General features: G+C 38.3%; 3 protein-coding genes. All 3 read left to right on the top strand.

The window, feature by feature from the left end; genetic code table 11:
- Positions 1-9: 9 nt before the first annotated feature.
- Genes CER22_RS24305 through CER22_RS24295 form a run of 3 tightly spaced genes read left to right on the top strand, consistent with a single transcriptional unit; the run spans position 10 to position 25,918 of the window.
- Entirely contained in the window at positions 10-4,566 is a 4,557-nt protein-coding gene (locus tag CER22_RS24305) for a non-ribosomal peptide synthetase (protein WP_088609776.1), read from the top strand.
- Between the two features lie 2 nt (positions 4,567-4,568).
- Positions 4,569-11,039, top strand: coding sequence for a non-ribosomal peptide synthetase (locus CER22_RS24300; protein WP_088609775.1), 6,471 nt, complete (start codon positions 4,569-4,571; stop codon positions 11,037-11,039).
- Positions 11,036-25,918 carry a non-ribosomal peptide synthetase gene (locus CER22_RS24295; protein WP_088609774.1) on the top strand — a complete coding sequence of 4,961 codons (14,883 nt, stop codon included), beginning with the start codon at positions 11,036-11,038 and terminating at the stop codon, positions 25,916-25,918. Before CER22_RS24300 ends, CER22_RS24295 begins: the two co-directional genes overlap by 4 nt.
- Positions 25,919-26,209: the final 291 nt, after the last annotated feature.

Below are 26,209 nucleotides of genomic sequence, written 5' to 3'. Positions count from 1 at the left end.
AAGATTTTTATGACCAATGAGGAATGTTATCCATTAAGCCATCCGCAGCGAAGAATATGGTATACAGAAGTTATTCATTCTGATAAAGGAATATGTAATTTAAGATTTTTATTTAAACTTCATCGAAAAATGAATTATTCAAAATTAAACCAAGTTGTGAATCGCGTCATTAGTGAAAATGACGGTCTGTGCATTAGGTTAAAAGAAAATGGGCATCAGGAACCGAAACAATATTTTATTAAACATGAAGAACAAGAATTTGAGTTTTTTGATTTCAGTAATGTGGAGAATACAAATTTGCTTGAGGAATGGATTGAGCAGAAAACAAAAGAAACGTTTACATTATTTAATTCAAATTTATACTATTTCGCTTTAATAAAATTAAACGATAATGAATGTGCAGTCTTTGGAAATGTTCATCATATTATTATGGATGGTTTATCAATTCAAATATTTACTGAGCAGATTGCAAAATATTATTATGAAATGTATAACGAGAATGAGGAAGGCGAAAGTGAAAATTCATATGTTCAATTTCTGACTAATGAACAAACATACTTGAATAGTAGTCGCTTTCAAAAAGATCAAAAATTCTGGTTAGAGGAATTTAAAACACTGCCATCTGTGACCGGATTGAAGCCCTATAATACGTACCAAGTTAGTACCAAAGCATCACGTGAGACATTTATATTAACGGAGTATTTGAAGAGAAAGATAGAAAAATTTTCTGAAGATTACAAAATTAGTTTATACACTTTTTTTGTTGCTGCTTTCTCGTTATCCATGTATCGGTGGACCTCATCGCTTGATATTGGTTTAGGAATGGCTTACGGCAATCGTATGACTAAAATGGAGCGAAAATTGATTGGAATGATGGTGAGTACAGTTCCTTTAAGAATGGATATTGATCCGGAAGAAGAAGTACTTTCATTTATTAGTAGGGTATCCAGAAAACAAAGCAAATTATTGAGACACCAGAAATATCCATTTGATTTGTTATTAAAGCAGATTAATAAAGAGAATAATAGTAATGTGAGACTTTTCGGAACTACGATTGATTATAGGGATCGTGATGAAAGTGGTGACTCACTATGGATTCCAAACCATGAAGAGGTGCAAGATTTTGCAGTGCATATTGAAAATCTAATTGATATTGACTCTTTACATGTACATATTGATTATCGTGAGGAGCTATTTTCTAAGGAAGAGATAAAACGTTTTTTTAACGTGATGTTAGCGATAATGGAAAACACTTTTGAAAAACCAAAGCAGAAGGTAGCTGAAATCGAAATCATTTCTGATGAAGATAAAAGAAGAAGTTTAGTTGAGTTCAACAATCCTAAGCTGGATTTCCCATCTCAAGTAACTATTCATGAATTGTTCGAACAGCAAGCGTTGAACTATCCACGCGATATTGCAGTTACGTATGGAAAAGAAAAAGTTACTTATAGAGAGCTTAATGAACGCGCAAATCAGTTAGCTCATTATTTGCAGAAAAAGGGAGTAAGACCTGATACTTTAGTGGGACTGTGCGTTGAACGTTCCCTCGAAATGATTGTAGGTATTTTAGGGATTTTGAAGGCTGGTGGGGCTTATGTTCCACTTGATTCAACATATCCAGAGCAGCGACTTCAATATATTTTAGAAGATGCTAGCATTCAGTTATTCGTAACGCAAGAAAGTTTAAAAGAATTGAAATGTTTACCAGAAAATGTTGAGTCGATTTGCCTGGATCGTGATCAAGATGAGATTGGGAAAGAAAGTAAGACTTTACCGGTTTCTGATGTCAGTTCCCAAAATTTAGCATACGTGATCTATACTTCGGGATCAACGGGGAATCCAAAGGGTGTTATGATAGAGCATCACAATGTCATTCGGTTATTTAAATCAACGGATTGTTGGTATCAGTTTAATGAAAAAGATACTTGGACGCTTTTTCATTCTTATGCATTTGATTTCTCAGTATGGGAAATTTGGGGAGCATTATTATATGGTGGGAAATTAGTTGTTGTTCCGTACTGGATTAGTCGATCACCTAAGGATTTTTATCAATTATTGGTGGAGGAAGAAGTCACAGTTCTAAATCAGACACCTTCCGCATTTCGACAATTAATACAAGTGTGTGAACAAGAAGATATGAATAAAAATTTGCAACTGCGTTATGTCATATTTGGCGGAGAAGCGTTAGAACCTACTAGCTTGTTACCGTGGTTTCAAATGTATGGGGAGAAAAAACCACAGTTAATTAATATGTATGGAATTACAGAAACTACCGTTCATGTTACATATTATCCAATTACTCTAGAAGATGTGCAGCATGCTTCAAGAAGTAATATTGGCAAGCGGATTCCCGATTTAGAAGTGTATATACTGGACGCTTATCAACAACCTGTTCCTATAGGTGTTGATGGTGAACTTTATATTGGTGGGGCAGGACTGGCACGTGGGTATTTAAAGAGACCTGAATTAACAGCAGAGCGTTTTATATCTCATCCATTTAGTAGTGATCCGAAAGCGAGATTATACCGGACAGGAGACTTAGCGAGGTATTTGCCAGATGGAAATCTGGATTATCGTGGAAGAATTGATCATCAGGTTAAAATACGTGGTTTCCGAATTGAGATTGGGGAGATTGAGTCTACTTTACATACATATGCATCTGTAAAAGAGGCAGTTGTAATTGTAAGAGAAGATCAGCCAGGCGATAAAAGATTAGTAGCATATGTTGTAGGAGATGGAAATGTAGATGCGTGGAGAGAGTATCTTAAAGCGAAACTACCAAGTTATATGGTTCCTTCGGGATTTGTGGTGATGGAAGCTATTCCACTTACAGCTAACGGTAAAGTTGATCGTGAGGCCTTACCTATGCCGGAGGAAAAGCAGATTAATAGTGAATCTGTTGGCCCTCGGAATAGTAACGAACAGATACTGACTACCATTTGGAAGCAAGTATTAGGTGTTAAAAAGGTGGGAATCTATGATAATTTCTTTGAAATTGGTGGCGACTCGATTCTCAGTATTCAAATCATATCTCAAGCAAGTCAAGTGGGGTTAAAACTTACTCCAAAGCAAATATTTGAATGCCCAACTATCGCTGAGCTGGCACAAGTGGCTATAAAAACGCAGGGAGTACAAGCGGAGCAGGGAATTGTGATAGGTGATGTGTCTCTTACTCCAATTCAGTGTTGGTTCTTCGAGCAAGAACATCCACATCTGGAGCATTGGAATCAATCAATGCTATTAAGAGTAAAAGAAAGATTCGATGTGAAGTTACTAGAGGGAGCGATAGTAACTTTACTCAAACATCATGATGCTTTACGTTTCCGGTACAAACAGTTACCAAACGGAACGTGGAGGCAGAGAAATGAAGGGACTGATGAGCTGTCAGTACTCCATGTTGTAAAACGGAATCAAGTTAATGAAAAAGAGTGGAATACAATAATACAAGAAGAGATGAACATTAATCAAGCTAGTTTCAATCTAGTTACTGGTCCGTTAATGAGGATAGTGTACTTTGAGGATAACTTGACTGGAAATGATCGAATATTCTGGGTGATTCATCATTTAGTAGTAGATGGAGTATCATGGAGGATTCTATTGGAAGATTTACAGACGGTATATAACCAGATGAAACAAGGTCAAGAAGTTCGCTTACCTGCGAAAAGTACATCTTTTAAAGATTGGTCTGAACGACTCCAGACGTACAGTGATTCGGGTATTTCGAAAGAAGTACAAGATTATTGGAATGAACAAGTAGAAAAAGAAACGATGAAAATTCCAATGGACTATCCAATACAAGAAACAACAGAAGAATCGATTGATCAAGTGACAGGGACTTTAGGAATAGAAGAAACATATGAATTGTTACACGAAGTTCCAGTAACTCATAAGACAAGGATTGATGAGGTACTATTAACGGCATTAGGACAAGCTATCGTCGATTGTACAAATCAGCAAACGGTTTCTATTCATCTAGAAGGACACGGAAGAGAAGAGGTAATTGAAGGTATTGATTTATCAAGGACAGTGGGCTGGTTCACGAGTATTTATCCCGTTCATCTCAATTTTCAAGGAACTCAAACACCTATTGAAGGGTTAAAGGCTGTCAAAGAACAATTGCGTCGAATTCCGAATCGTGGAGTTGACTATGGTATTTTACGTTACTTGAATAAAGGATTACTTCCGTTTTATCAGCAAAAGCCTTCAATAAGTTTTAACTATTTGGGCCAATTTGATCAGGTTTTCTCAAGGGAATCTTTGTTTATGCAAGAGACAGGATTTACATTTTTAGATCATGATCCAGATTCCAAACCATCTCATCTAATTGATGTTATCGGAATGGTGAAAGATGAAAAGTTACATTTTGTTTGGATGTATAGTAGAGAACAGTTTTCTAAATTAAAAATTCAATTGATAGCAGATGGTATGTTGAGGCATCTTCGTCAACTTATAAATAAACCAACAACAGAGTCTGCTTTTACGGTATCAGATTTTGCTGATGCAGAGGATCTTACGGAAGAAAGCTTGAGCAAAGTATTACTTAAATTAACAAAGAAGAGGGTGTAAAAATGGGAGACGTTATTGATATATATGGTTTATCACCTTTGCAAAAAGGAATACTGTTTCATACTTTATACGATCAAGATGATGAACATTCATTTTCCTATATTGTACAAGTAGGTTTCTTGCTCGGGGGGCAATTGGATATTGCTACTTTTGAAAAGGCCTGGGAATATGTTATTCATCGACATGAGGTTTTACGTTCAGTATTTGTGTGGGAGGAAGTAGAAAAACCACTACAAGCGGTTTACCAACGTCTTCCTTTTACTATTCATCAAGAGGATTGGAGCGCCCATTCACACAAGGAAAGGGCGAAGAAATTACAACAGTTTTTAAATGCAGATCGTAGAAAAGGATTTTTATTAGATGAAGCACCATTGATGAGAGTCACTGCGATTAAAGAGGCAAATGAGGAAACGAGGATTATTTGGACACATCATCATATTTTGCTAGATGGATGGAGTGTGTCATTGGTCTTTAGTGAAGTGATGGAAGTTTATCTCAAGATGATAAGGGGAGAATTATTGAATCTTCCTAAATCTCTTCCTTATAAAAAATATATCCAGTGGATAAATAAACAAGATCAAAGTCAAGCAGAGGAATTTTGGAAAGAAGAATTAAAAGGGTTCTATGCACCTACGCCATTAGCAATGGAAAGAAAGAACCAAGGACAAGAGAAGGGCTATGGAGAGTGTGTTTATCAAGTATCTGAGGAACTTACTGAGAATTTACAAGAGTGGGTACGAAATAGTCGATTAACGTTGAATACGTTAGTACAAGGTGCATGGGCTTATTTGATGAGTAGGTATAGCGGTGAAAGTGACATCGTATTTGGCGTAACTAGCTCTGGACGTCCTACTGATTTAATGGGAGCAGAGAATATGGTGGGGTTATTTATTAACACCTTACCTACTAGAATTCGATTAACGGATAATACATCAGTAGTAGATTGGCTTCGTAAAATACAAATGAAAGAAATGGAACGAAGACAATATGAGTATAATTCGTTGATAGATATTCAAGGATGGAGTGAGGTTCCACGAAATAGTTCCTTGTTTCATACCTTGTATGTGTTTGAAAATTATCCAATTCAAGGTGAGAGAAATGAAGATTTAAGATTATTAGATATTAAAAGCGCGGAACAAACCAATTATCCTTTAACACTCATTGTAATGCCCGGTAAGAAAATTACTTTAAAGTTAATGTATGATCGAAGCTATTTTAATGAAGGAACAATAAATCGGATTCAGAATCACTTATTGCAAATACTAATTCAGATGACGAAGAACCTAGATTCAAAACTCTTTGAAATTATTCATTTAACAGCGGAAGAACAGATACTGTTACTAGAGGAATGGAATCATACTCAAGTAAATTATTCGGCTGAAGGCATGATTCATACGATATTTGAGGCGCAAGTAAAAAAAACACCGGAAGCAATCGCGGCTATTTACGAAAATGAACAAATTACCTATAAAGAGTTAGAGAAGCGTGCGAATCAACTAGCTCATTATTTACAAAAGCATGGTGTAGGCCCAGAGTCTCTAGTTGGGGTATATATGGAACGTTCATTACAAATGATGATAGCGTTATTAGGGATTCTAAAATCAGGAGCAGCGTATGTTCCACTTGACCCTACTTATCCAGAGAGTCGGCTTCGATATATATTAGAGGATGCTGGGATCGAAGTACTAGTGATGGAAGATTATTCTAAAAATTCGTTTATATCTGAAAATATTGAAACGATTTGTATGAATAAAGATTACACTGCAATTGAAAAAGAAAAATCAACCCCATGTATAAGTGGTGTAACAGGAGAAAGTTTAGCGTATGTTATGTATACTTCAGGATCTACAGGGAATCCAAAGGGAGTAATGATTGAGCACCATTCAGTAATCAATTATCTAGAATGGATGCAACATAAATATCCACTTTCTGAAAAGGATGTGGTCTTGCAGAAAACGCCATTCTCATTTGATGTCTCTGTTTGGGAGTTGTTTTGGGGTATTCACGTTGGTGCAAGTGTATCTTTCCTACCTCCAGGTGGAGAAAAAGATCCTTCTATTATAGCTGAAGTGATTAAAAAACATCAGGTTACTATAGTTCAATTTGTACCTTCGATGTTATCAGTTTTCTTAGATCACTTCAATCGTATCGAATTGAACATGAATTGTTCGTCCATACGCCATGTATTTTCTGGTGGGGAAGAACTAAGTTCAGGGTTAGTTAGACGATTTCAGCAAAAATGGAATTATAGTGGACAAGTGAAATTAACCAACTTTTATGGACCAACTGAAGCCACTATTTATGTGAATGCATTTGATATTCAGCCTAATCAAGAATTTGTTTCTATTGGGCGGCCAATACAGAACACGCAATTATATGTATTAGACCAAAATCAACGCCTGCAATCAATAGGAATTGAGGGTGAGTTATATATTGGTGGTGCTGGTTTAGCGCGTGGATACTTAAATCGTCCGAATCTTACTGCTGAAAAATTCGTTTCACATCCATTTCGATTGGGGGAACGACTATATCGAACAGGAGATTCAGTAAGATATTTAACTGATGGAAATATAGAATTTATAGGTCGAATGGACCATCAAGTCAAAATGCGTGGTTTTAGGATTGAATTAGGAGAAATTGAAGCGACTTTAGAAAAATGTTCGTTTATTAAAGAGGCTGTTGTATTAGTTAGAGAAGATCGTCCAGGTGATCAACGATTGGTTGCATATGTAATAAGCGATGGAAATACCGAGGAGTGGAGAGAGTATTTACAAAACCAATTACCAAATCATATGATTCCAGCACACTTTGTAGAGCTAGAACACTTCCCGCTTACTCCGAATGGGAAAATTGATCGAAAGGCCTTGCCAGCACCTGATGATCAAGCTATTGGAGATTTAAATGTTCTACCTCGGACGCCATCGGAAGAGCTTATTGCCTCGGTTTGGGGTCAAGTGTTAGGGGTGGGGAATATTGGTATTCAGGATTCCTTTTTTGAACGTGGTGGACACTCACTACTTGCTACTCAAATTGTCTCTCGATTGCAAGAATTGTTCCAAATCAAAATTCCCTTACGTGAACTTTTCAAGCACGATACAGTGGCAGCGTTGGCGAAACGAGTAGATCAGTTACGAAAAGAAGATAAAAAACGAGAGATTGCCCCTCTTGTACCTATGAAACGGGAAGAAGCTATTCCACTTTCCTATGCGCAGAAACGTCTATGGTTTATTGATCAATTAATGCCAAATAGTGCTATGTACAATATTCATGCAGCGTGTCGCTTAACAGGTAAATGGTCAATTGAAGCATTGGAGGCCGGATGGAATCAATTGTTGGAGCGTCATGAATCATTACGAACGATAATTCTAGAACAAGAGGGTGAACCTTTTCAACAGGTTCAATCTCATGTATTCGGGCATATCCCTCAAACGAATCTAACAGATCTCTCTTTGGAAGATAGGGAAAGAGAAATGAAACGGCTCATTCAAAACGAAGCTGAGGAACCATTTTATTTTGGACAAGGTCCTCTAATTCGAACACGCATATTGAAAGTGGACAGTGAAGAGTGGATTCTCATTTGTACGATGCATCATATTATTTCAGATGGATGGTCAATGGGAATCTTACTTGAAGAATGGATGGCTTTTTATGAAGGAGCATTAAGCGGCAAACCGGTGGAATTGAAGGAGTTATCTATCCAATATGCAGATTTTGTCATGTGGCAGAAGGAATGGCAAAAAGAAGAGAATTTGAATCAGCACCTTCAATATTGGAAGGAAGAATTGTCTGGGGAACTACCGGTTTTACAATTACCGATGGATCGTCCTCGACCTGCAGTTCAAACCCATCGTGGTGCAAGTCAGTCTTTAATAGTGGTGAATTCCCTACAGGAAAAGCTCAAAGATTTAAGTCTGCAAGAAGGATGCACTTTATTTATGACATTGATGGCAGCGTATCAAAGCTTCCTTTCTCGTTATACAGGACAGGACGACATCATAGTTGGAAGCCCGATTGCTAATCGAAATGTGAAAGAGATTGAGGGATTAATAGGTCTCTTTGCAAATACGTTAGTTTATCGAGCTGATTTCAGTTCAAACCCGACGTTCCAAGAACTTTTGTCGCAGGTAAGAAAAAAAGCACTAAAAGCATACGAGTATCAGGATATTCCATTTGAGAAAGTGGTAGAATCCGTAAAGCCGGAACGGAATACAAGTCATTCACCAATATTCCAAACCATGTTTACTTTACAGAATACGAAACAAGAGTTTCTTCAGCTATCTGAAAGACAAATGGAACTCATGGAAAGCCATGTTTCTGTTGCAAAATTTGATTTGAGTTTATTTGCTTCTGAGACGGAAGAAGGATTATCACTAACCTTTGAATATAATACTGATTTGTTTAATGATACAACCATTGAACGTATGGTAAGTCATTTTGAACATTGGCTAAATCAAATTGCCTCTTATCCAAAATGTTTATTATCAGAATTGAATATGTTATCGAAAATAGAATATAAGCAACTACTAGAGGAATGGAATGAATTAGCTGTTATTGATATAGAAGATAGCATGATTCATACAATGTTTGAAGAACAAGTGGAAAAAACACCAGAAGCAATTGCAGTAGTGTGCGAAGATGAAGAACTAACATATCGAGAGTTGGACGAACGCTCGAATCAGTTGGCACATTATTTACAAAAAAATGGTGTTACATGCGAATCATTAGTTGGGATTTGTGTTACACGTTCATCCGAGATGATTGTCGGTCTCTTAGGAATTATGAAGGCAGGAGGAGCATATGTCCCAATTGATCCAGCATATCCGGAAAGTCGACTGCAGTACATTTTAGAAGATGCTCAAATAAAGGTACTGGTGACACAGGAAAAGTTACAACAAAAAATGGTTATACCTACATTCGTCAACGTCATTTGTATTGATCGTAATCGATCAGAAATAGAACAAGAAGTTACTACGGTATGCACGAGTGAAGTGACGGGCGATAACTTAGCCTATATTATCTATACTTCAGGTTCCACTGGAAATCCAAAGGGAGTAATGATTGAGCACAGGAATACAGTAACAATGATTCATTGGGCGCATCACACGTATTCCCGAAAGGCATTAGCGGGAGTATTAGCTTCAACTTCACTATCTTTTGATTTATCCGTTTTTGAAGTATTTGTTCCCTTAACGATGGGGGGGAAGGTGATTGTCGCTGAAAATGCTCTACATCTAGACAAGTTGTCTACCAAAGGTGTGACTTTGGTTAATACTGTGCCATCGGCAGCAAAGGAACTGGTTCGAGCAAAGACAATTCCTTCTTCAGTAAAGGTAATGAATTTGGCTGGAGAACCGTTACCATATCCGCTTGTTCAAGATTTATACGAGAGAAGTACGATTGAGAAGGTATACAACTTATATGGACCGTCTGAAGATACTACGTATTCCACGTATATGGAATTAGAAAAGGGTGTCATGCATAGGGTACCACCAATTGGTAAACCAATCTTCAATACAGAAGTATATGTACTGAGTGCTGAACAAAAAATGGTTCCAATTGGTGTAGTTGGTGAGCTGTACATTGGTGGATCAGGGTTAGCACGTGGATATTTAAAACGCCCTGACTTAACGAAAAATCGATTTATACCGCATCCGTTTAAAGAAAACGAGCGAGTATACCGGACTGGAGATCTAGTAAGGTATTTGCCAGATGGAAATTTGGAGTATGTTGGACGAATTGATCATCAGGTGAAAATTCGTGGGTTCCGGATTGAACTAGGAGAAATTGAAGCGGTATTACAAAAGCATACATTAGTTAACGAAGCTATTGTGATGGTGCGGGAAGATTATCCTGGCGATCCACATTTGATTGCCTATGTTGTAGGAGACGGGGATGCTCAAAAGTGGCGTGATTATCTCAAGGACCAACTACCAAATTATATGATTCCATCCTATTTTGTTGGATTAAATGCATTTCCACTCACTCCTAATGGGAAAATTGATAGGAAGGTTTTACCAACACCAGAGAAACAGGAGATAGCAAGTGGTTATATTGCTCCTCGTACGTCTACGGAAAAAACAATTGTTTCGATATGGCATGAAGTTTTAGGTATGGAAAACATCGGAATTCAGGATTCGTTTTTTGGAATTGGTGGACATTCATTACTTGCTACGCAAGCCGTTTCTAATCTTAAAGAGGCTTTTGGAATCGAGATACCATTGCATGATTTATTTATGTTTCATACGGTGCAGCAATTGGCAGAACAGATTGATCAATTGCTCGATAACAAAAATCAAGAAATGCAGAATGATAGTAAGGAGAATGTAAGTCTTCAAGACTATATTCAAAAAGAAGCAGAAGTGAGTAATGATGAAGAATTACTGGAACTGCTTAAGCAATTAGAAGAGTTATCAGAGGAAGAAGCACAAGGGATATTCGAGAGTAATTTGATTGAGGAAGGGGTAAAAAAATGAGAAGTGATTTACTTGCAAAGCTGAGTTCACTTTCTCCTGAGAAGAGAGCATGGCTTCAGAAGCAAATGCAAAAAAAGGAGAATAAAGAAGCACTCCCGTTGTCTTATGCGCAACAACGTTTGTGGTTTATGGACAGATTTAATCCAAACAGTTCTTTATATAATATTCCAACGGTATGGCATCTAAAAGGAAATTGGATACCTGAAGCATTAGAAAAGGGATTCAATCGACTCATTGAACGCCATGAATCATTACGAACTGTTTTTAAAGAAGTAGGAGAACAACCTGTGCAACAAATTGTCGAATTCCTTCCTAGAGCATTACCTGTAAGAGATTACTCTCAACTTCCTCTAGAAGTAAAAGAAAAAGAGGTAGATAGTTTAATTGCGAGAGAAGCGCAAGAACCATTTGATTTAATGAATGGTCCTTTAATTCGTAATCAGCTTGTTCAATTAGAGAAGGATGAATGGTTATTACTGTGTACGATGCATCATATTATTTCTGATGCTTGGTCCATTGGTATATTCATGAATGAATTACTTGCTTTCTATGAAGAAGAAACGGGCGGAAATCCTGCTAAATTAAGCTCATTATCCATTCAATATGCAGACTTTGCGAAGTGGCAAAAGGAGTGGTTGCAAGGTGATGTGCTAAATCGTCAGCTTACGTATTGGCAGGAAGAATTGTCTGGTGAGCTTCCTATCTTACAACTGCCAGTGGATCGACCTCGACCGGTTAAGCAGACTTACTCTGGGGCTACGCATCACGTAATTTTCCCTTATAAATTGCTTAGTCAATTGAAGGATATAAGCCGACAAGAAGGATCTACTTTATTTATGACTTTAATGGCTGCATACCAGAGCTTTCTTGCTCGTTATACGGGACAAAAAGATATTCTAGTTGGTAGTCCGATTGCAAATCGGAACCACAAGGGAGTAGAAGGATTAATTGGTTTCTTTGTTAATACGTTGGTTTACCGATCAGATTTGAGTGGCACCCCTACTTTTCGGGAGATTTTGAGCCAAACAAAGAAAAAGGCGTTAAAAGCTTACGAATATCAAGATATACCATTTGAAAAAGTGGTAGAAGCTGTGCAACCTGAACGAAGCATGAGTCATTCGCCTATCTTTCAGACCATGTTTACGCTACAGAATATAAAACAAGAACGACTAGATTTGTCTGGTAAAAGTATTGAAATGGTAGAAAGTAATATGTCTATTGCTAAATTTGATTTGAGCTTAACTGCCTATGAAGTGGAAGAAGGTCTATTTGTCTCATTTGAATACAATACGGATTTATTTGATAGTAGTACCATTGCACGTATGGCAGGCCATTTTGAGAACTGGCTAAATGAAATCACGTATCATCCAGATGAATCATATACAAAGCTGTCAATGTTATCGGACACTGAGCAAAAACAACTCCTAGAAGAATGGAATGATACGGACGTAGTTTATGGTCATGATTGTATGATTCATGAGCTATTTGAGCAGCAAGTTTCACGGACACCTGATGCAGTGGCGGTAGTTTATGAGGGTGGAAAGCTAACGTATCAAGAACTCGATGAAAAATCGAACCAATTGGCACATTTTCTACAAAAACGAGGTATCGGACCTGAATCATTAGTCGGTATATGTATTGAACGTTCTCCTGATATGATTATTGGTCTCTTTGGAATTTTGAAAGCAGGTGGGGCTTATGTCCCACTGGACCCAAGTTACCCCGAAAACCGCCTGAGATACATTTTGGAGAATTCACAAATTCAAGTGCTGTTAACAAAAGAGGCACTACAGGACTGGTTACCTAAAGGTATTCAAGCAATTTGTTTAGACCGGGATCGAGTAATGATTTCTAAAGAGAGTAATTTAGCTCCAGTGAGTGGAGTGACAGCAAATAACTTAGCTTATATCATATACACTTCGGGTTCGACGGGAAATCCAAAGGGAGTAATGATTGAACATCATTCCGTTATAAACCGCTTACAGTGGATGCAGAAAAAATATCCATTATCCGAGGAGGATACAATCCTACAAAAGACACCGTTTTCGTTTGATGTTTCTGTCTGGGAATTGTTTTGGTGGTCATTTGTAGGGGCGCAGGTTTGTTTGCTTCCACCAGGAGGAGAGAAAGATCCTGCGGTGATTGAGGAATACATTGAACGATATCGTGTGTCCACCATGCACTTTGTTCCGTCGATGTTATCTACTTTCTTAGATTATATGAAACTATATAATTCGAAAAGGGATCTATCGTCTTTAATTCAAGTTTTTACTAGTGGAGAAGCGTTAAACACTGAGCAGGTTCGACGATTTAAGGGGATCTTTTACAATGTTCAACAAACAAAGTTAATTAACTTGTATGGTCCTACTGAAGCGACTGTGGATGTGACTTATTATGATTGTGATTTAGAAAAAGAACCAATGCTTATTCCGATTGGTCGTCCGATTGATAATACAGAGTTGTATGTGTTAGATCAATATCAACAAGTGGTCCCGATTGGTGTGGCAGGGGAACTTTACCTTGGGGGAGTAGGATTGGCACGTGGCTACTTCAATCGACCAGATTTAACTACTGAACGTTTTATTTCGCACCCCTTTAAGAATGGGGAACGATTATATCGAACGGGTGACCTGGTGAGATATATGAATGATCGTAACTTAGAATATATTGGAAGAATAGATAATCAAGTCAAAATTAGAGGATTCCGAATTGAATTGGGGGAAATTGAAGCAGCTTTACATGATCACCCATCTGTAAAAGAGGCTGTTGTGTTGGTGAGGGAAGATCGACCAGGAGATAAGCAGTTAGTAGCGTATGTAGTGGGTGAAGGAGATACTGGAGAATGGCGTAAATATCTCAAGAAGCAATTGCCACATTATATGGTTCCAGCATACTTCTTCAAAATTGAAGGGATGCCACTCACTCCAAATGGTAAAGTGAATCGGAAAGCCTTATTGGAATTGGAAGAACAGTTCATAAGTGAAGATATTACTTCATCACGAACACCAGTGGAGGAGCTCATCGTTTCCGTATGGAGCCAAGTGTTAGGAATAAAAAATATTAGTGTACAGGATTCCTTTTTTGAAATCGGTGGTCACTCACTATTAGCTACTCAAGTAGTTTCACGTTTACAGGAAATCTTTCAAATCGAATTACCAGTACGTGAACTATTTGAATGTACGACGGTGGAGTCACTGGCAAAGCGAGTAGATCAGTTACGTAAAGGAGATAGAAAACGAGAGATTCCGCCACTAATACCGATGGAACGAGGAGAAACTATTCCACTATCTTATGCTCAACAACGCTTATGGTTTATTGATCAATTTACACCTAATAGTGCCCTTTACAATATGCCAATGGTATGTCGCCTTACAGGGAATTGGCTACTTGAAGCATTGGAAATGGGATGGAATCAACTAATAGAACGTCATGAATCACTGCGGACGGTCTTTCACGAAGTGAACGGTCAACCCGTACAGCAAATTAAACCGTATGCTTTTCAATCAATTCCGAAAACGGATTTAACTATGCTTTCTTCTGAAGACCGAGAAGAAGAGGTTAAACGTTTCATTCAACAAGAAACAGAAGTGCCATTTGATTTAACAGAGGGGCCGTTAATCAGGACAAGTATTTTGCACGTGGGAGAGGAAGAATGGATACTCCTTTGTACTTTACATCATATCATTTCAGATGGATGGTCAATGGGAATCCTACTTGAAGAATGGATGGCATTTTATGAGGAAGCAACGGATGGAAAGGTAGCGGAACTTGAACCATTACCGGTTCAATACGCCGACTTCGCTCAGTGGCAAAAAGGATGGCTAAAGGAGGAAGTGCTTGATCAACAACTCCAATATTGGAGGGAAGAATTGTCTGGGGAGCTTCCTGTACTCCAACTTCCTATGGATCGCCCGCGTCCTGCAATACAAACTCATCACGGGTCGACATACACTCTGGTTCTGCCAAGCACGCTACATGATAAATTGAATGAACTTAGCCGAAAAGAAGGGGCTACACTCTTCATGACGCTGTTGGCTGCATATCAAAGTTTTCTATCTCGTTATACGGGACAAGAAGATATTTTGGTCGGAAGCCCAATTGCGAATCGGAATTATAGAGAAATTGAAGGACTAATTGGTTTCTTTGTTAACACGCTAGTTTATCGAGCTAATTTGAGTGGTGGACCGACATTTCAAGATGTACTGTATCAGGTTCGTCAAAAGGCATTGAAGGCGTATGAATATCAAGATATCCCATTTGAAAAAATTGTAGAAGTTGTGCAACCGGAGCGAAGTACAAGTCATTCGCCAATCTTCCAGACTATGTTCATCTTGCAAAATATGAAACAAGAGTTTCCGGTGTTATCTAGTAGAAGTATTGAAATGATAGAAAGCCATAGTCCAATTGCAAAGTTTGATTTAAGTGTGATGGCAGTTGAGACAGAAGAGGGATTACTTTTTACTTTTGAGTATAATAAGGATTTATTCAATGCTACTACTATTGAACGGATGGCAGGACACTTTGAGAAATGGCTACATGAAGTTTCTCATCGCCCACAAAATCCGTTGCATGGCCTGAGCATGCTATCGGAACACGAACGTACATTGTTATTAGAAACATGGAATGACACTGTAATGGAAATGTCTCATCAGGGTCTTATTTGCGACAGATTTGAGGAGCAAGTAGCGAGGCGTCCTGATGCGATTGCGGTAGTCGATCAAACAAAACAGTGGACTTATGGTGAGCTGGATACACAAGCAAATCAGTTGGCAAATGTTTTACAGCGAAAGGGAGTAGCCCCAGAGTCAGTGGTGGGAGTTTATCTTCCGAGGTCAGCTGAGCTAATGTCAAGTTTACTAGGCATTTTAAAAGCTGGTGGAGCTTATGTTGTTTTAGATCCGTTGTATCCAAAATCAAGGTTAGAATACATGATTGAAGATGCAGGAATTCAATTTGTAGTGACGGCGGATGGACAAGAAGGACATTTTGCGCACGTCGAAATGGTGAGGTTAGAAGAATTAACGGTGGAAAGCGTAATCGCACCTACACGTCAAATAAATCCAGAGAACTTAGCCTATATTGTCTATACCTCTGGTTCTACAGGAAAACCGAAGGGTGTCATGGTTGAACATCGCTCATTAATAAATATGGTTTCTTGGCATCAAGAAGTTTATCGTATTTCAGCAGAGGATCGTGCGACTCAGATTGCAGGTGTTGCTTTTGATTCGGCTGTTCAGGAGATTTGGCCGTATCTAACTGCTGGTGCAGCACTCTACTTGTCAACAGAGGAACTGAGAATTAATCCAGAAGCACTAAGGGACTGGCTCATTGATTCACGAATAACAGCTAGCTTTGCACCTACGCCTATTCTGGAAAGACTCTTGAAATTATCTTGGCCAGATAAAACGGATCTTCGTTTTATCATTACTGGTGGGGATCAATTAACGCAGTATCCATCTAACGATATTCCTTTTGCGGTAATTAATCAGTATGGTCCATCGGAAAATACAGTCGTTACCACAGATTGTTATGTACCTGTAGGAGTGACAACAGGTACGCCATCGATTGGTCGACCGATTGCGAATACAGAAGTTTATGTATTAGATTCTCATCTTCAGCTAGTACCAATTGGTGTAATTGGAGATCTCTATATTGGAGGGAAGAGTCTTGCACGTGGATATGCTAATCGTCCGGATCTTACAAAGGAAAAATTTATTCCACATCCTTTCAAGTCAGGAGAACGTCTCTATTACACAGGAGACAAAGCAAGTTATCTTTCTGATGGTAATCTCCAGTTCCATGGACGTATAGATGACCAAGTGAAAATTCGTGGTTTCCGAATTGAATTGGGAGAAATAGAAGCTGTTTTGCAGGCGCATTCTTCTGTGAAAGAAGCAGTTGTATTGGTACGAGAGGATTATCAAGGTGATAAGAGATTAGTAGCTTATGTAGTTGGTGAAGGTAGTGTCCGTGAATGGCGAGAATATCTACAAACACATTTACCTAATTACATGGTTCCAACTAACTTTATTGAAATGGAATTTTTACCACTTACACCGAATGGGAAACTTGATTTGAAGGCATTGCCTATACTTAGTGAACAATCTGCCAAAAATACTGTCTATCCACGAACTCCGCTGGAAGAACTTATCGCTTCAGTGTGGAGTCAGGTGCTAGGAATAGGAGACATTGGTGTTCAGGATTCTTTCTTTGAGCTTGGTGGTCACTCTCTACTTGCTACACAAGTGGTCTCACGCTTACAGGAAGTCTTTCAAATCAAATTGCCAGTACGTGAACTGTTCGAATATTCAACGGTCGAGGCATTATCGAAACGAATCGATCAGTTACGTAAGGGGAGCGAAAAACGAGAAATTCCACCACTGGTGCCGATGGAACGAGGAAATAATATTCCACTATCTTATGCCCAACAGCGCTTATGGTTTATTGATCAATTTGCACCTAATAGTGCACTTTATAATATGCCAATGGCATGCCGCCTTACAGGGAGTTGGTTACCTGAGGCATTGGAGTTGGGATGGAATCAGTTGATAGAGCGTCATGAATCTTTGCGGACTGTATTTTATGAAGAGGATGGCCATCCTGTGCAGCAGATTCAACCGTATATTTTCCGTCCGCTTCTGCAAATGGACTTAACTAAGCTTTCATTAGAGGAGCGAGAAAGAAGGTTGGAGCAATGGATTCAAACTGAAGTAGAATCTCCATTTGATTTAGAACAAGGGCCGTTATTCCGTGGGAAACTCATAAGAATTTCAGAAGAAGAATGGGTTCTTCTGTGTAATATGCATCATATTATCTCGGATGGATGGTCGATGGAAATCTTGCTTCAAGAATGGATGGTATTTTATGAGAATGCGATTGGTGAGAAACAAGCAGAGCTGGAACCACTACCAGTTCAATATGCTGATTTTGCTCAGTGGCAAAGAGAAGGGTTGAAAGATGAAGTACTAAATCAACAGCTTGCATATTGGAAGGAAGAATTATCTGGTGAGTTACCAGTCTTAATGTTGCCAATGGATCGTCCGCGTCCGCCAGTGCAAACCCACCATGGATTAACTCATAGTGTTTTGTTGTCACGCTCATTACTGGATAAATTAAACGAACTAAGTCGTCAAGAAGGGGCCACACTTTTCATGACCTTATTGGCATCGTATCAAAGTTTCCTTGCTCGTTATACGGGACAAACGGATATTATTGTTGGCAGCCCAATTGCAAATCGAAATTATCGAGAAATTGAGGGGCTGATTGGTTTCTTTGTCAACACCTTGGTTTATCGAGCTGATTTAAGTAATGCACCGGCATTTCAAGAGTTGTTGTCCCAAGTGCGAATAAAAGCATTGAAGGCGTATGAGTATCAAGATGTTCCGTTTGAGAAAATTGTAGAGGTTATCCAACCTGAACGAAATACAAGCTATTCTCCAATTTTCCAAACTATGTTTACTTTGCAAAATATGGGACAAGAGCTACCAGAACTACATGGAAGAAATATAGAAGTAATGGAAAGTAACGCTCCAATCGCTAAGTTTGATTTAAGTTTAACTGCTGCAGAAGTGGAAGAGGGTTTATTACTTACTTTTGTTTATAGGACTGATTTATTTGACAGTTTAACTATTGAATCTATGGCCGAACATTTTGGAAACTGGTTGAATGTAATCGTGAAAAATCCGGATAAATCATTAGCTAAATTGCCTATATTATCAGGATTACAGCAAAAACAGTTGGAAGAGTGGAATAATGATGCTGTAGCATATCTACAGGAAAGTACGATTCATCAGCTGTTTGAAGAGCAAGTAAATCGTACACCTGATGCGGTAGCAGTGGTAGATGAAAAACAGCAGTTAACGTATCGAGAGCTGAATGAAAAAGCTAATCAATTGGCCCACTATCTTCAGCAATGCGGAATTGGGAATGAATCATTGGTTGGACTTTGCTTTGAGCGTTCAGTTGAGATGATTGTTAGTATTATGGGAGCTTGGAAGGCTGGAGCAGCCTATGTTCCATTAGACCCATCATATCCAGAAAGTCGCCTACGATATATTTTGGAGGACACTGGAATTCAAGTATTAGTTACGAACGAGTCATCGGAAGACTGGATACCTAAAGAAATCAAGATAGTTTGTCTAGATCGGGATCAAGCAATGATTTCACAAGAAAGCATTCTTTCACCAAAATGTGAAGTAACAGGAGAAAACTTAGCGTATGTTATCTATACTTCAGGATCAACGGGGAATCCAAAGGGTGTCTTGATACAGCATCATTCTGTACTAAACTTGTCGCATGGTTTACAAAAAGAGGTTTTCGAACATGAGATACCATCTAACATGCATGTCGGTTTAAATGCGTCAATTGCCTTTGATGCATCTATTCAGCAATTACAAATGCTGCTTTATGGTTCAAGTTTGTATATTATTCCGAATGAAGTACGAAGTGATCCGGAGCAGTTTGTAGCTTATATTAGGGAGAACAAGTTAGAAATCTTTGATATAACACCTTCATTGCTTCAATTACTTATAGATGTCGGATTGTTAGAAACGTGCGATGGCGTTCATGTTCCAAGTAAGGTACTGGTTGGTGGTGAAGCGATTATGCCGTCATTATGGGAACAGCTAGTAGAGACTGATAAAATACAGTTTTATAATGTATATGGTCCTACAGAATGTACGGTTGATGCAACATGCTATCATATCAAAAAAGATAGCAAGAGAGTAACAATTGGGCGTCCATTGCCTAACGTCCAAACTTATGTATTAGATAGAAATAGGTTGCCAGTTCCAGTTGGTGTGATGGGGGAACTTTATATCGGAGGAGCAGGTCTAGCAAGGGGATACTTGAATCGTCCAGAATTAACGTCCGAGCGATTTATTTCAAATCCATTCAAAGAAGGCGAGAGGTTATATAGAACAGGAGACCTCGTGAGATATCTTCCTGACGGTAATATAGACTATTTAGGAAGAATAGATAACCAAGTGAAGATTAGAGGATTTCGAATTGAACTTGGAGAGATTGAGTCCACCTTACAGGAGCATTACTTGGTAAAAGAGGCAGTTGTAATAGTTAGGGAAAATCAGTCGGGAGATAAGAGGCTGGTAGCTTATGTAGTGGGCGAAGGCAGTTTAGAAGAATGGCGAGAGTATCTTAAAACAAAACTGCCAATCCATATGATACCTTCCTACTTTGTCGAAATGAAAGAATTACCGCTAACCATAAATGGAAAGATTGATCGGAAATCGTTACCTATATCAGATTATCAAGGAACACAAGAAGGATACGTGGCCCCAAGAAATGAACATGAACGTAAGCTTTCTATCATTTGGGAACGTGTGCTGGGTTCAAAACGTATTGGTATGAATGATAACTTCTTTGAAATTGGTGGAGATTCAATTCTTAGCATTCAGATTGTCTCTCGTGCGAAGCAAGTTGGTTTACAATTGACACCAAAACAAATATTTGAACACCAAACGATTGCTGAGTTGGCGCAAGTAGTCAAAGAAGAACAAGGTGTACAAGCTGAACAGGGAATTATAACTGGAGAGACGATACTTACACCTATTCAGCAAAGGTTTTTTGCACAAAATCATCCTAACCCACATCATTGGAATCAATCCATGTTCTTTAGAACGAAAGAGAAATTGGACATAGGATCACTTGAAAAGGCAGCGGGTAACCTTCTACTTCATCATGATGCCCTGCGTTTAAGATATGAACGTTTACCTAATGGGGTTTGGAAACAGTGGAATGAAGGAATAGAAGAGCAATTGATGCTTACTGTCATTTCATTAGACGAAGTGCCGGAAGCTGATTGGCATCAGGTTATTCAAAAAGAGATTAATATTGCACAAGAAAGTTTGAATTTACATGATGGTCCGTTAATGAGAATGGTGTATTTTGATGAAGGTGAGCACGCTGGCCGATTATTTTGGACAATTCATCATTTAGCCGTTGATGGTGTTTCTTGGCGAATTTTATTGGAAGATTTGCAAACAGCGTATACACAAGCAGTCCAAGGGCAGAAAATTCAATTACCTATGAAAAGTACATCCTTTAAAGAGTGGTCGGAGAGATTACATCATTACGCTGAATCTGGAATATCACAAGAAGTGCTGCATTACTGGGAGGAGCAGGCGGAACAAGACGTAGTTATACTGCCGGTAGATGGTACTATAAGTAATCCAGTAAGCGCAGTAACTGAGGAAATTACTGTGGTGTTAAATGAGAATGAAACCCGTATGTTATTGCAAGAGACTTTAAGCACTCACCGTGTCCAAATCAATGAAGTATTATTAGCAGCATTGGTACAAGCTACGGCAGCATGTACGGGGCAGCCGATATTGAGCGTAGATTTAGAGGGACATGGTCGAGAAGAGATTATTGAAGATGTTGATTTATCGAGAACCGTGGGATGGTTTACAAGCATTTACCCAGTTCATTTAAATATTACTAGTGCTCATACGCCAATTGCAGCATTAAAAGCAGTTAAAGAACAAATTCGCAAAATTCCTAATAAGGGTGTTGATTATGGGGTGTTGCGTTACATGAACGCAACAATGTGTGAGCAATTAAGCTCGCAATATACACCGTCTATTAGTTTTAACTATCTTGGACAATTTGATCAAATGTTTTCTAGCGATGCAATGTTTATTCCAGAGAACAAATTTAAGCGTTTAGATCATGCTGCCGGTTCCAAGCGCTCGCATGTAATTGATGTAATTGGGGTTGTAACGGATGGAAAACTTCAGTTCACTTGGGTATACAATGTTGGGCAATTTGCCAAATCAACGATTCAAAGTATTGCACAGAATATGCTTTATCAACTGAGTACATTGATTCAATCTTCAGATAGAGAATCTGCATTGACCATTTCGGATTTTGCAATGACTAATCTTAGCCAAGAAGGTTTGATAAATGTACTAAACAAAATGCATCGCGGAAAGAACAATCAGATTACTGATTTATATCCACTATCACCTTTGCAAGAAGGTATGATTTTCCACACATTGCATGACCAAGGGGATGAACATGTTGCACCGTATATAGTGCAATTGAGTTTTATGATTCGAGGAAAAATGAATATTCCTACTTTTGAGCAGGCGTGGAAATCTGTAATTCAGCGACATGAAATTTTTCGTACAGCATTTGTATGGGACGAAATTGAAGAACCTGTACAAGTGGTGTATGAAAATATCCCATTTAAAGTGAACAAAGAAGACTGGCGTACAATGACAAGTGAAGAGATAGAGGGAAAAAGAAAAGTCTTTTTGGCATTAGATCGAAAACAAGCCTTCCAATTTGATGAAGCGCCATTGATGCGGGTAACAGTCATTCAAGAAGGTGAGGAAGAATATCGGATTGTTTGGACCCATCACCATATTTTACTGGATGGATGGAGTTTACCATTAGTATTTAATGAATTACTTACAGTCTATCAGAAGAGAATGAATGGAGAAGCTGTGAAGTTACCTAAGTCTTCACCATATAAGAAATATATCCAATGGTTAAGAGAGCAAGATAAGGAGCAGGCGGAACAATTCTGGAGGGAGAAGCTAAAAGGTTTTACTGCACCAACTTTGCTGGGCTTAGAAAGTAAAGAGGAAGAAAAAGGTTACACAGAGAAGGTTACGTATTTATCAGAAGAGCAGACTCAAGCGTTACAAGGATGGGCGAAACGCAATAAACTTACTTTGAGCACAGTAATTCAAGGTGCATGGGCATATCTCATGAGCCGATATAGTGGAGAAAATGACATTGTCTTTGGTGTAACAAGCTCAGGGCGTTCTACGGAGATTATTGATGTTGAAAACATCGTAGGTCCTTTTATTACAACGTCACCGACGCGAATTCAATTGATGGATGATATAAAAGTAATGGATTGGTTGCAGAAGATACAAGAGGAAGAGATAGAAAGAAGACAATATGAGTATGCTTCTTTGACAGAAATTCAGGGGTGGAGTGAAGTTCCTAGAGGAACACCTCTGTTCAATAGTTTATATGTGTTTGAAAATTATCCAGTGAAAGAAGAGGCTTCAGAAAATCTGGAAATTGGTGAATTGGAAGGAGTAGAACAAACCCACTACCCATTAGGGTTGGCTGTAGTTCCAGGAATCCAGTTATCGTTAAAGTTAATGTATGACCGTAGTAAGTTTAATAGAGTAACCATTGAACGAATGCTGGGTCATTTACAACAAGTGTTAATGCAAATGCTCAAAAACATTGATCAAAATCTATCGGAGCTAGTATATATTACGGAAGCTGAACAAAGAAAGCTATTGGAAGAATGGAATAATAATGCTATATCCTATCCACGTGAGAATGTAATTCATCAACTATTCGAAGAGCAAGTAAATCGTACACCTGACGCGTTGGCAGTGGTAGATGAAAAACAGCAACTAACGTATCGAGAGCTGAATGAAAGAGCTAATCAATTAGCCCATCATTTACAGAAATGTGGAATTAGGACAGAGTCATTAGTTGGCCTCTGCTTTGATCGATCAGTTGAGATGGTTGTTGGTCTCATGGGAATTTGGAAGGCTGGAGCAGCCTATGTTCCGTTGGATCCATCGAATCCGGAAAGCCGCCTGCAATATATTTTAGAAGACACAGGAATTAAAGTGTTAGTTACGAATGAGGTATTACTAGGATGGATACCTAAAGAAATCAAGACAGTTTGCCTAGATAGGGACCAAGCAATGCTTTCTCAAGAAAGCAAACTTTCACCAATATGTGAGGTAACAGGGGAAAACTTAGCGTATGTTATCTATACTTCTGGTTCGACAGGGAATCCAAAGGGGGCTTTAGTACAGCACCATTCTGTAATAAACCTATCATATGGTTTACAAAAAGAAGTTTTCTCACATGAGATACCTAGTAATATGCGCGTCGGTTTGAATGCGTCAATTGCCTTTGATGTATCTATTCAGCAATTACAAATGTTGCTTTATGGTTCAAGTTTATATATTATCCCAAGTGAAGTTCGCACTAATCCGGAACAATTTGTGTCCTATATTAGGGAGAATAAATTGGAAATGTTTGATATGACACCTTCATTACTTCAATTACTTATAGATGGAGGATTGCTAGAAATAAGTGCTGATGTTCATGTACCAAGTAAGATATTAGTCGGTGGTGAAGCAATCATGCCGTCATTATGGGAACAGCTAGTAGAGACCGGAAAAATTGATTTTTATAACGTATACGGTCCTACAGAATGTACAGTTGATGCAACGTGTTATCATATTCAAACAGATAGTAAGAGAGTTACAATTGGACGTCCGTTGCCGAACGTTCAAACTTATGTATTGGATAAAAATTTGTTACCTGTTCCAGTTGGTGTAACAGGTGAGCTATATATTGGTGGTGCAGGTATAGCGAGAGGATACTTGAATCGCCCAGAATTAACAGCAGAGCGATTCATCCGTCATCCATTTAATGAAGAAGAGCGTTTATATCGTACGGGAGATTTGGTTCGTTATTTACCTGATGGTAATTTAGATTACTTGAGAAGAATTGATAATCAAGTGAAAATTAGGGGCTTTCGTATTGAACTTGAAGAGATTGAAGCGAATCTAAAGAGGCATCCATTGGTAAAAGAAGCAGTAGTTTTGGTAACAGAGGATAAATTAGGAGAGCAGAGATTGGTTGCTTATGTAGTTGGAGATGGTAGTATGCATGATTGGCGTGAATATCTCAAGACACAAGTACCGAATTATATGGTTCCCGCACACTTTATTAAGGTAGACGAGATTCCTCTTACAACGAATGGCAAAGTTGATCGAAAGGCATTGAACAATTTAACTATTCAAAGAGAAAATAACTTCTCTACACCAATCATTCCAAGGGATGAAATTGAATATCAGTTGATTAAAATCTGGCAGGATGTCTTACAGATAGAAGATGTCTATGTAAATGATGATTTCTTTAATAGAGGAGGACACTCTCTCCTTGTAATTAAATTAGTTTCAAAAATTAGGGAGAAGTTTGGAAAAGAAATTAAGGTGTCTACATTGATTAAGAATCCAACAGTGGAAGGAATCGCATGCCTTATTCGTGATAAGCATGATATGACGAAATCAGTAGCAGCACTAGTTCCACTACAAGAATCAGAAAAAAGACCTTTCTTCTGCGTTCATCCGTTTATGGGGAATGTATTCTGTTACATTCAACTAGCAAGATTACTTAAGAACCATTGTTCATTTTACGGTTTACAGAATCCTCTTATAGAAAAGGGAGAAATTGACGAGTTGACCTTGCCGGAACTAATTCAACTTTACATTGAAGAAATAAAACATGTTCAGCCAGAAGGCCCATATCGTCTTGGAGGATGGTCTTTAGGCGGTGCAATTGCTTATGAAATCGCAACTGTACTAAAGAATCAAGGTGAGGAAGTTGAGTTGTTGGTACTCATGGATACAAAAGTACCTTCAAAGCAGGACTATAAAACGAGTGAGGATATGCTCTCATATATATATGAGCATTTCATTCCTAGAGATCTTACTGAGCAGGAAGGAGACCTTGTCCATAAACAAGATATGCTTGTGGAGCAATTAATTATGGAAGGAGTACTCCCGCCTGATGCAGATCTTATCAATTTGAAGCAAGTTATCAATGCACATAGGAAATGCCTGAACATAATGGCAGAGCATGATTTAATACCATACTCTGGAGAACTTCTCTACTTTAGTGCTGAGGAAGGAAAAGAGTTGTTTACAGATTGGGGACCTTTATTAAAAGGAAGAGTAAATAGATATTCAGTCCCTGGATTACATGAAGAAATAGTGGGTTCCCCTGCAGTTGAAAAAATAGCTATGTATCTATTAAAGGAATTTGAAGGAATAAAAGAGAGATCCATTTTATTAACGGAAAATTAGAGAGTACAAAAGATGCAAGGCTATGAACGAAAAGGGCAGCCCAATACCTGCATATCAAGTGTAGGGAATAATGAATATATTAAGAGCATTACTTTTTAAGGGGATAATGTAAAAAGAAATTGGTAGAGACATAGAAATCTTAATGAGTTACCCATAGTAAGATGTAAATGCTCTGAAATCTTTGTAATAGAAGCGAATACCTGATGATATTACTGAGGAAAGGTGCATATTTTCATTGATATGTAAATATGCACCTTTCCTATTGTATATGCAATTTAATAAAGTGAATTT

The organism is Bacillus sp. K2I17, from assembly GCF_002209985.1.
Taxonomy (GTDB): domain Bacteria; phylum Bacillota; class Bacilli; order Bacillales; family Bacillaceae_G; genus Bacillus_A; species Bacillus_A wiedmannii.
This window is presented reverse-complemented; position numbering and strand designations above follow the sequence as displayed.

Coding starts and splice junctions, on each gene's coding strand:
- CER22_RS24295 (WP_088609774.1), top strand. CDS start 11,036: ATGAGAAGTGATTTACTTGCAAAGCTGAGTTCACTTTCTCCTGAGAAG.
- CER22_RS24305 (WP_088609776.1), top strand. CDS start 10: ATGACCAATGAGGAATGTTATCCATTAAGCCATCCGCAGCGAAGAATA.
- CER22_RS24300 (WP_088609775.1), top strand. CDS start 4,569: ATGGGAGACGTTATTGATATATATGGTTTATCACCTTTGCAAAAAGGA.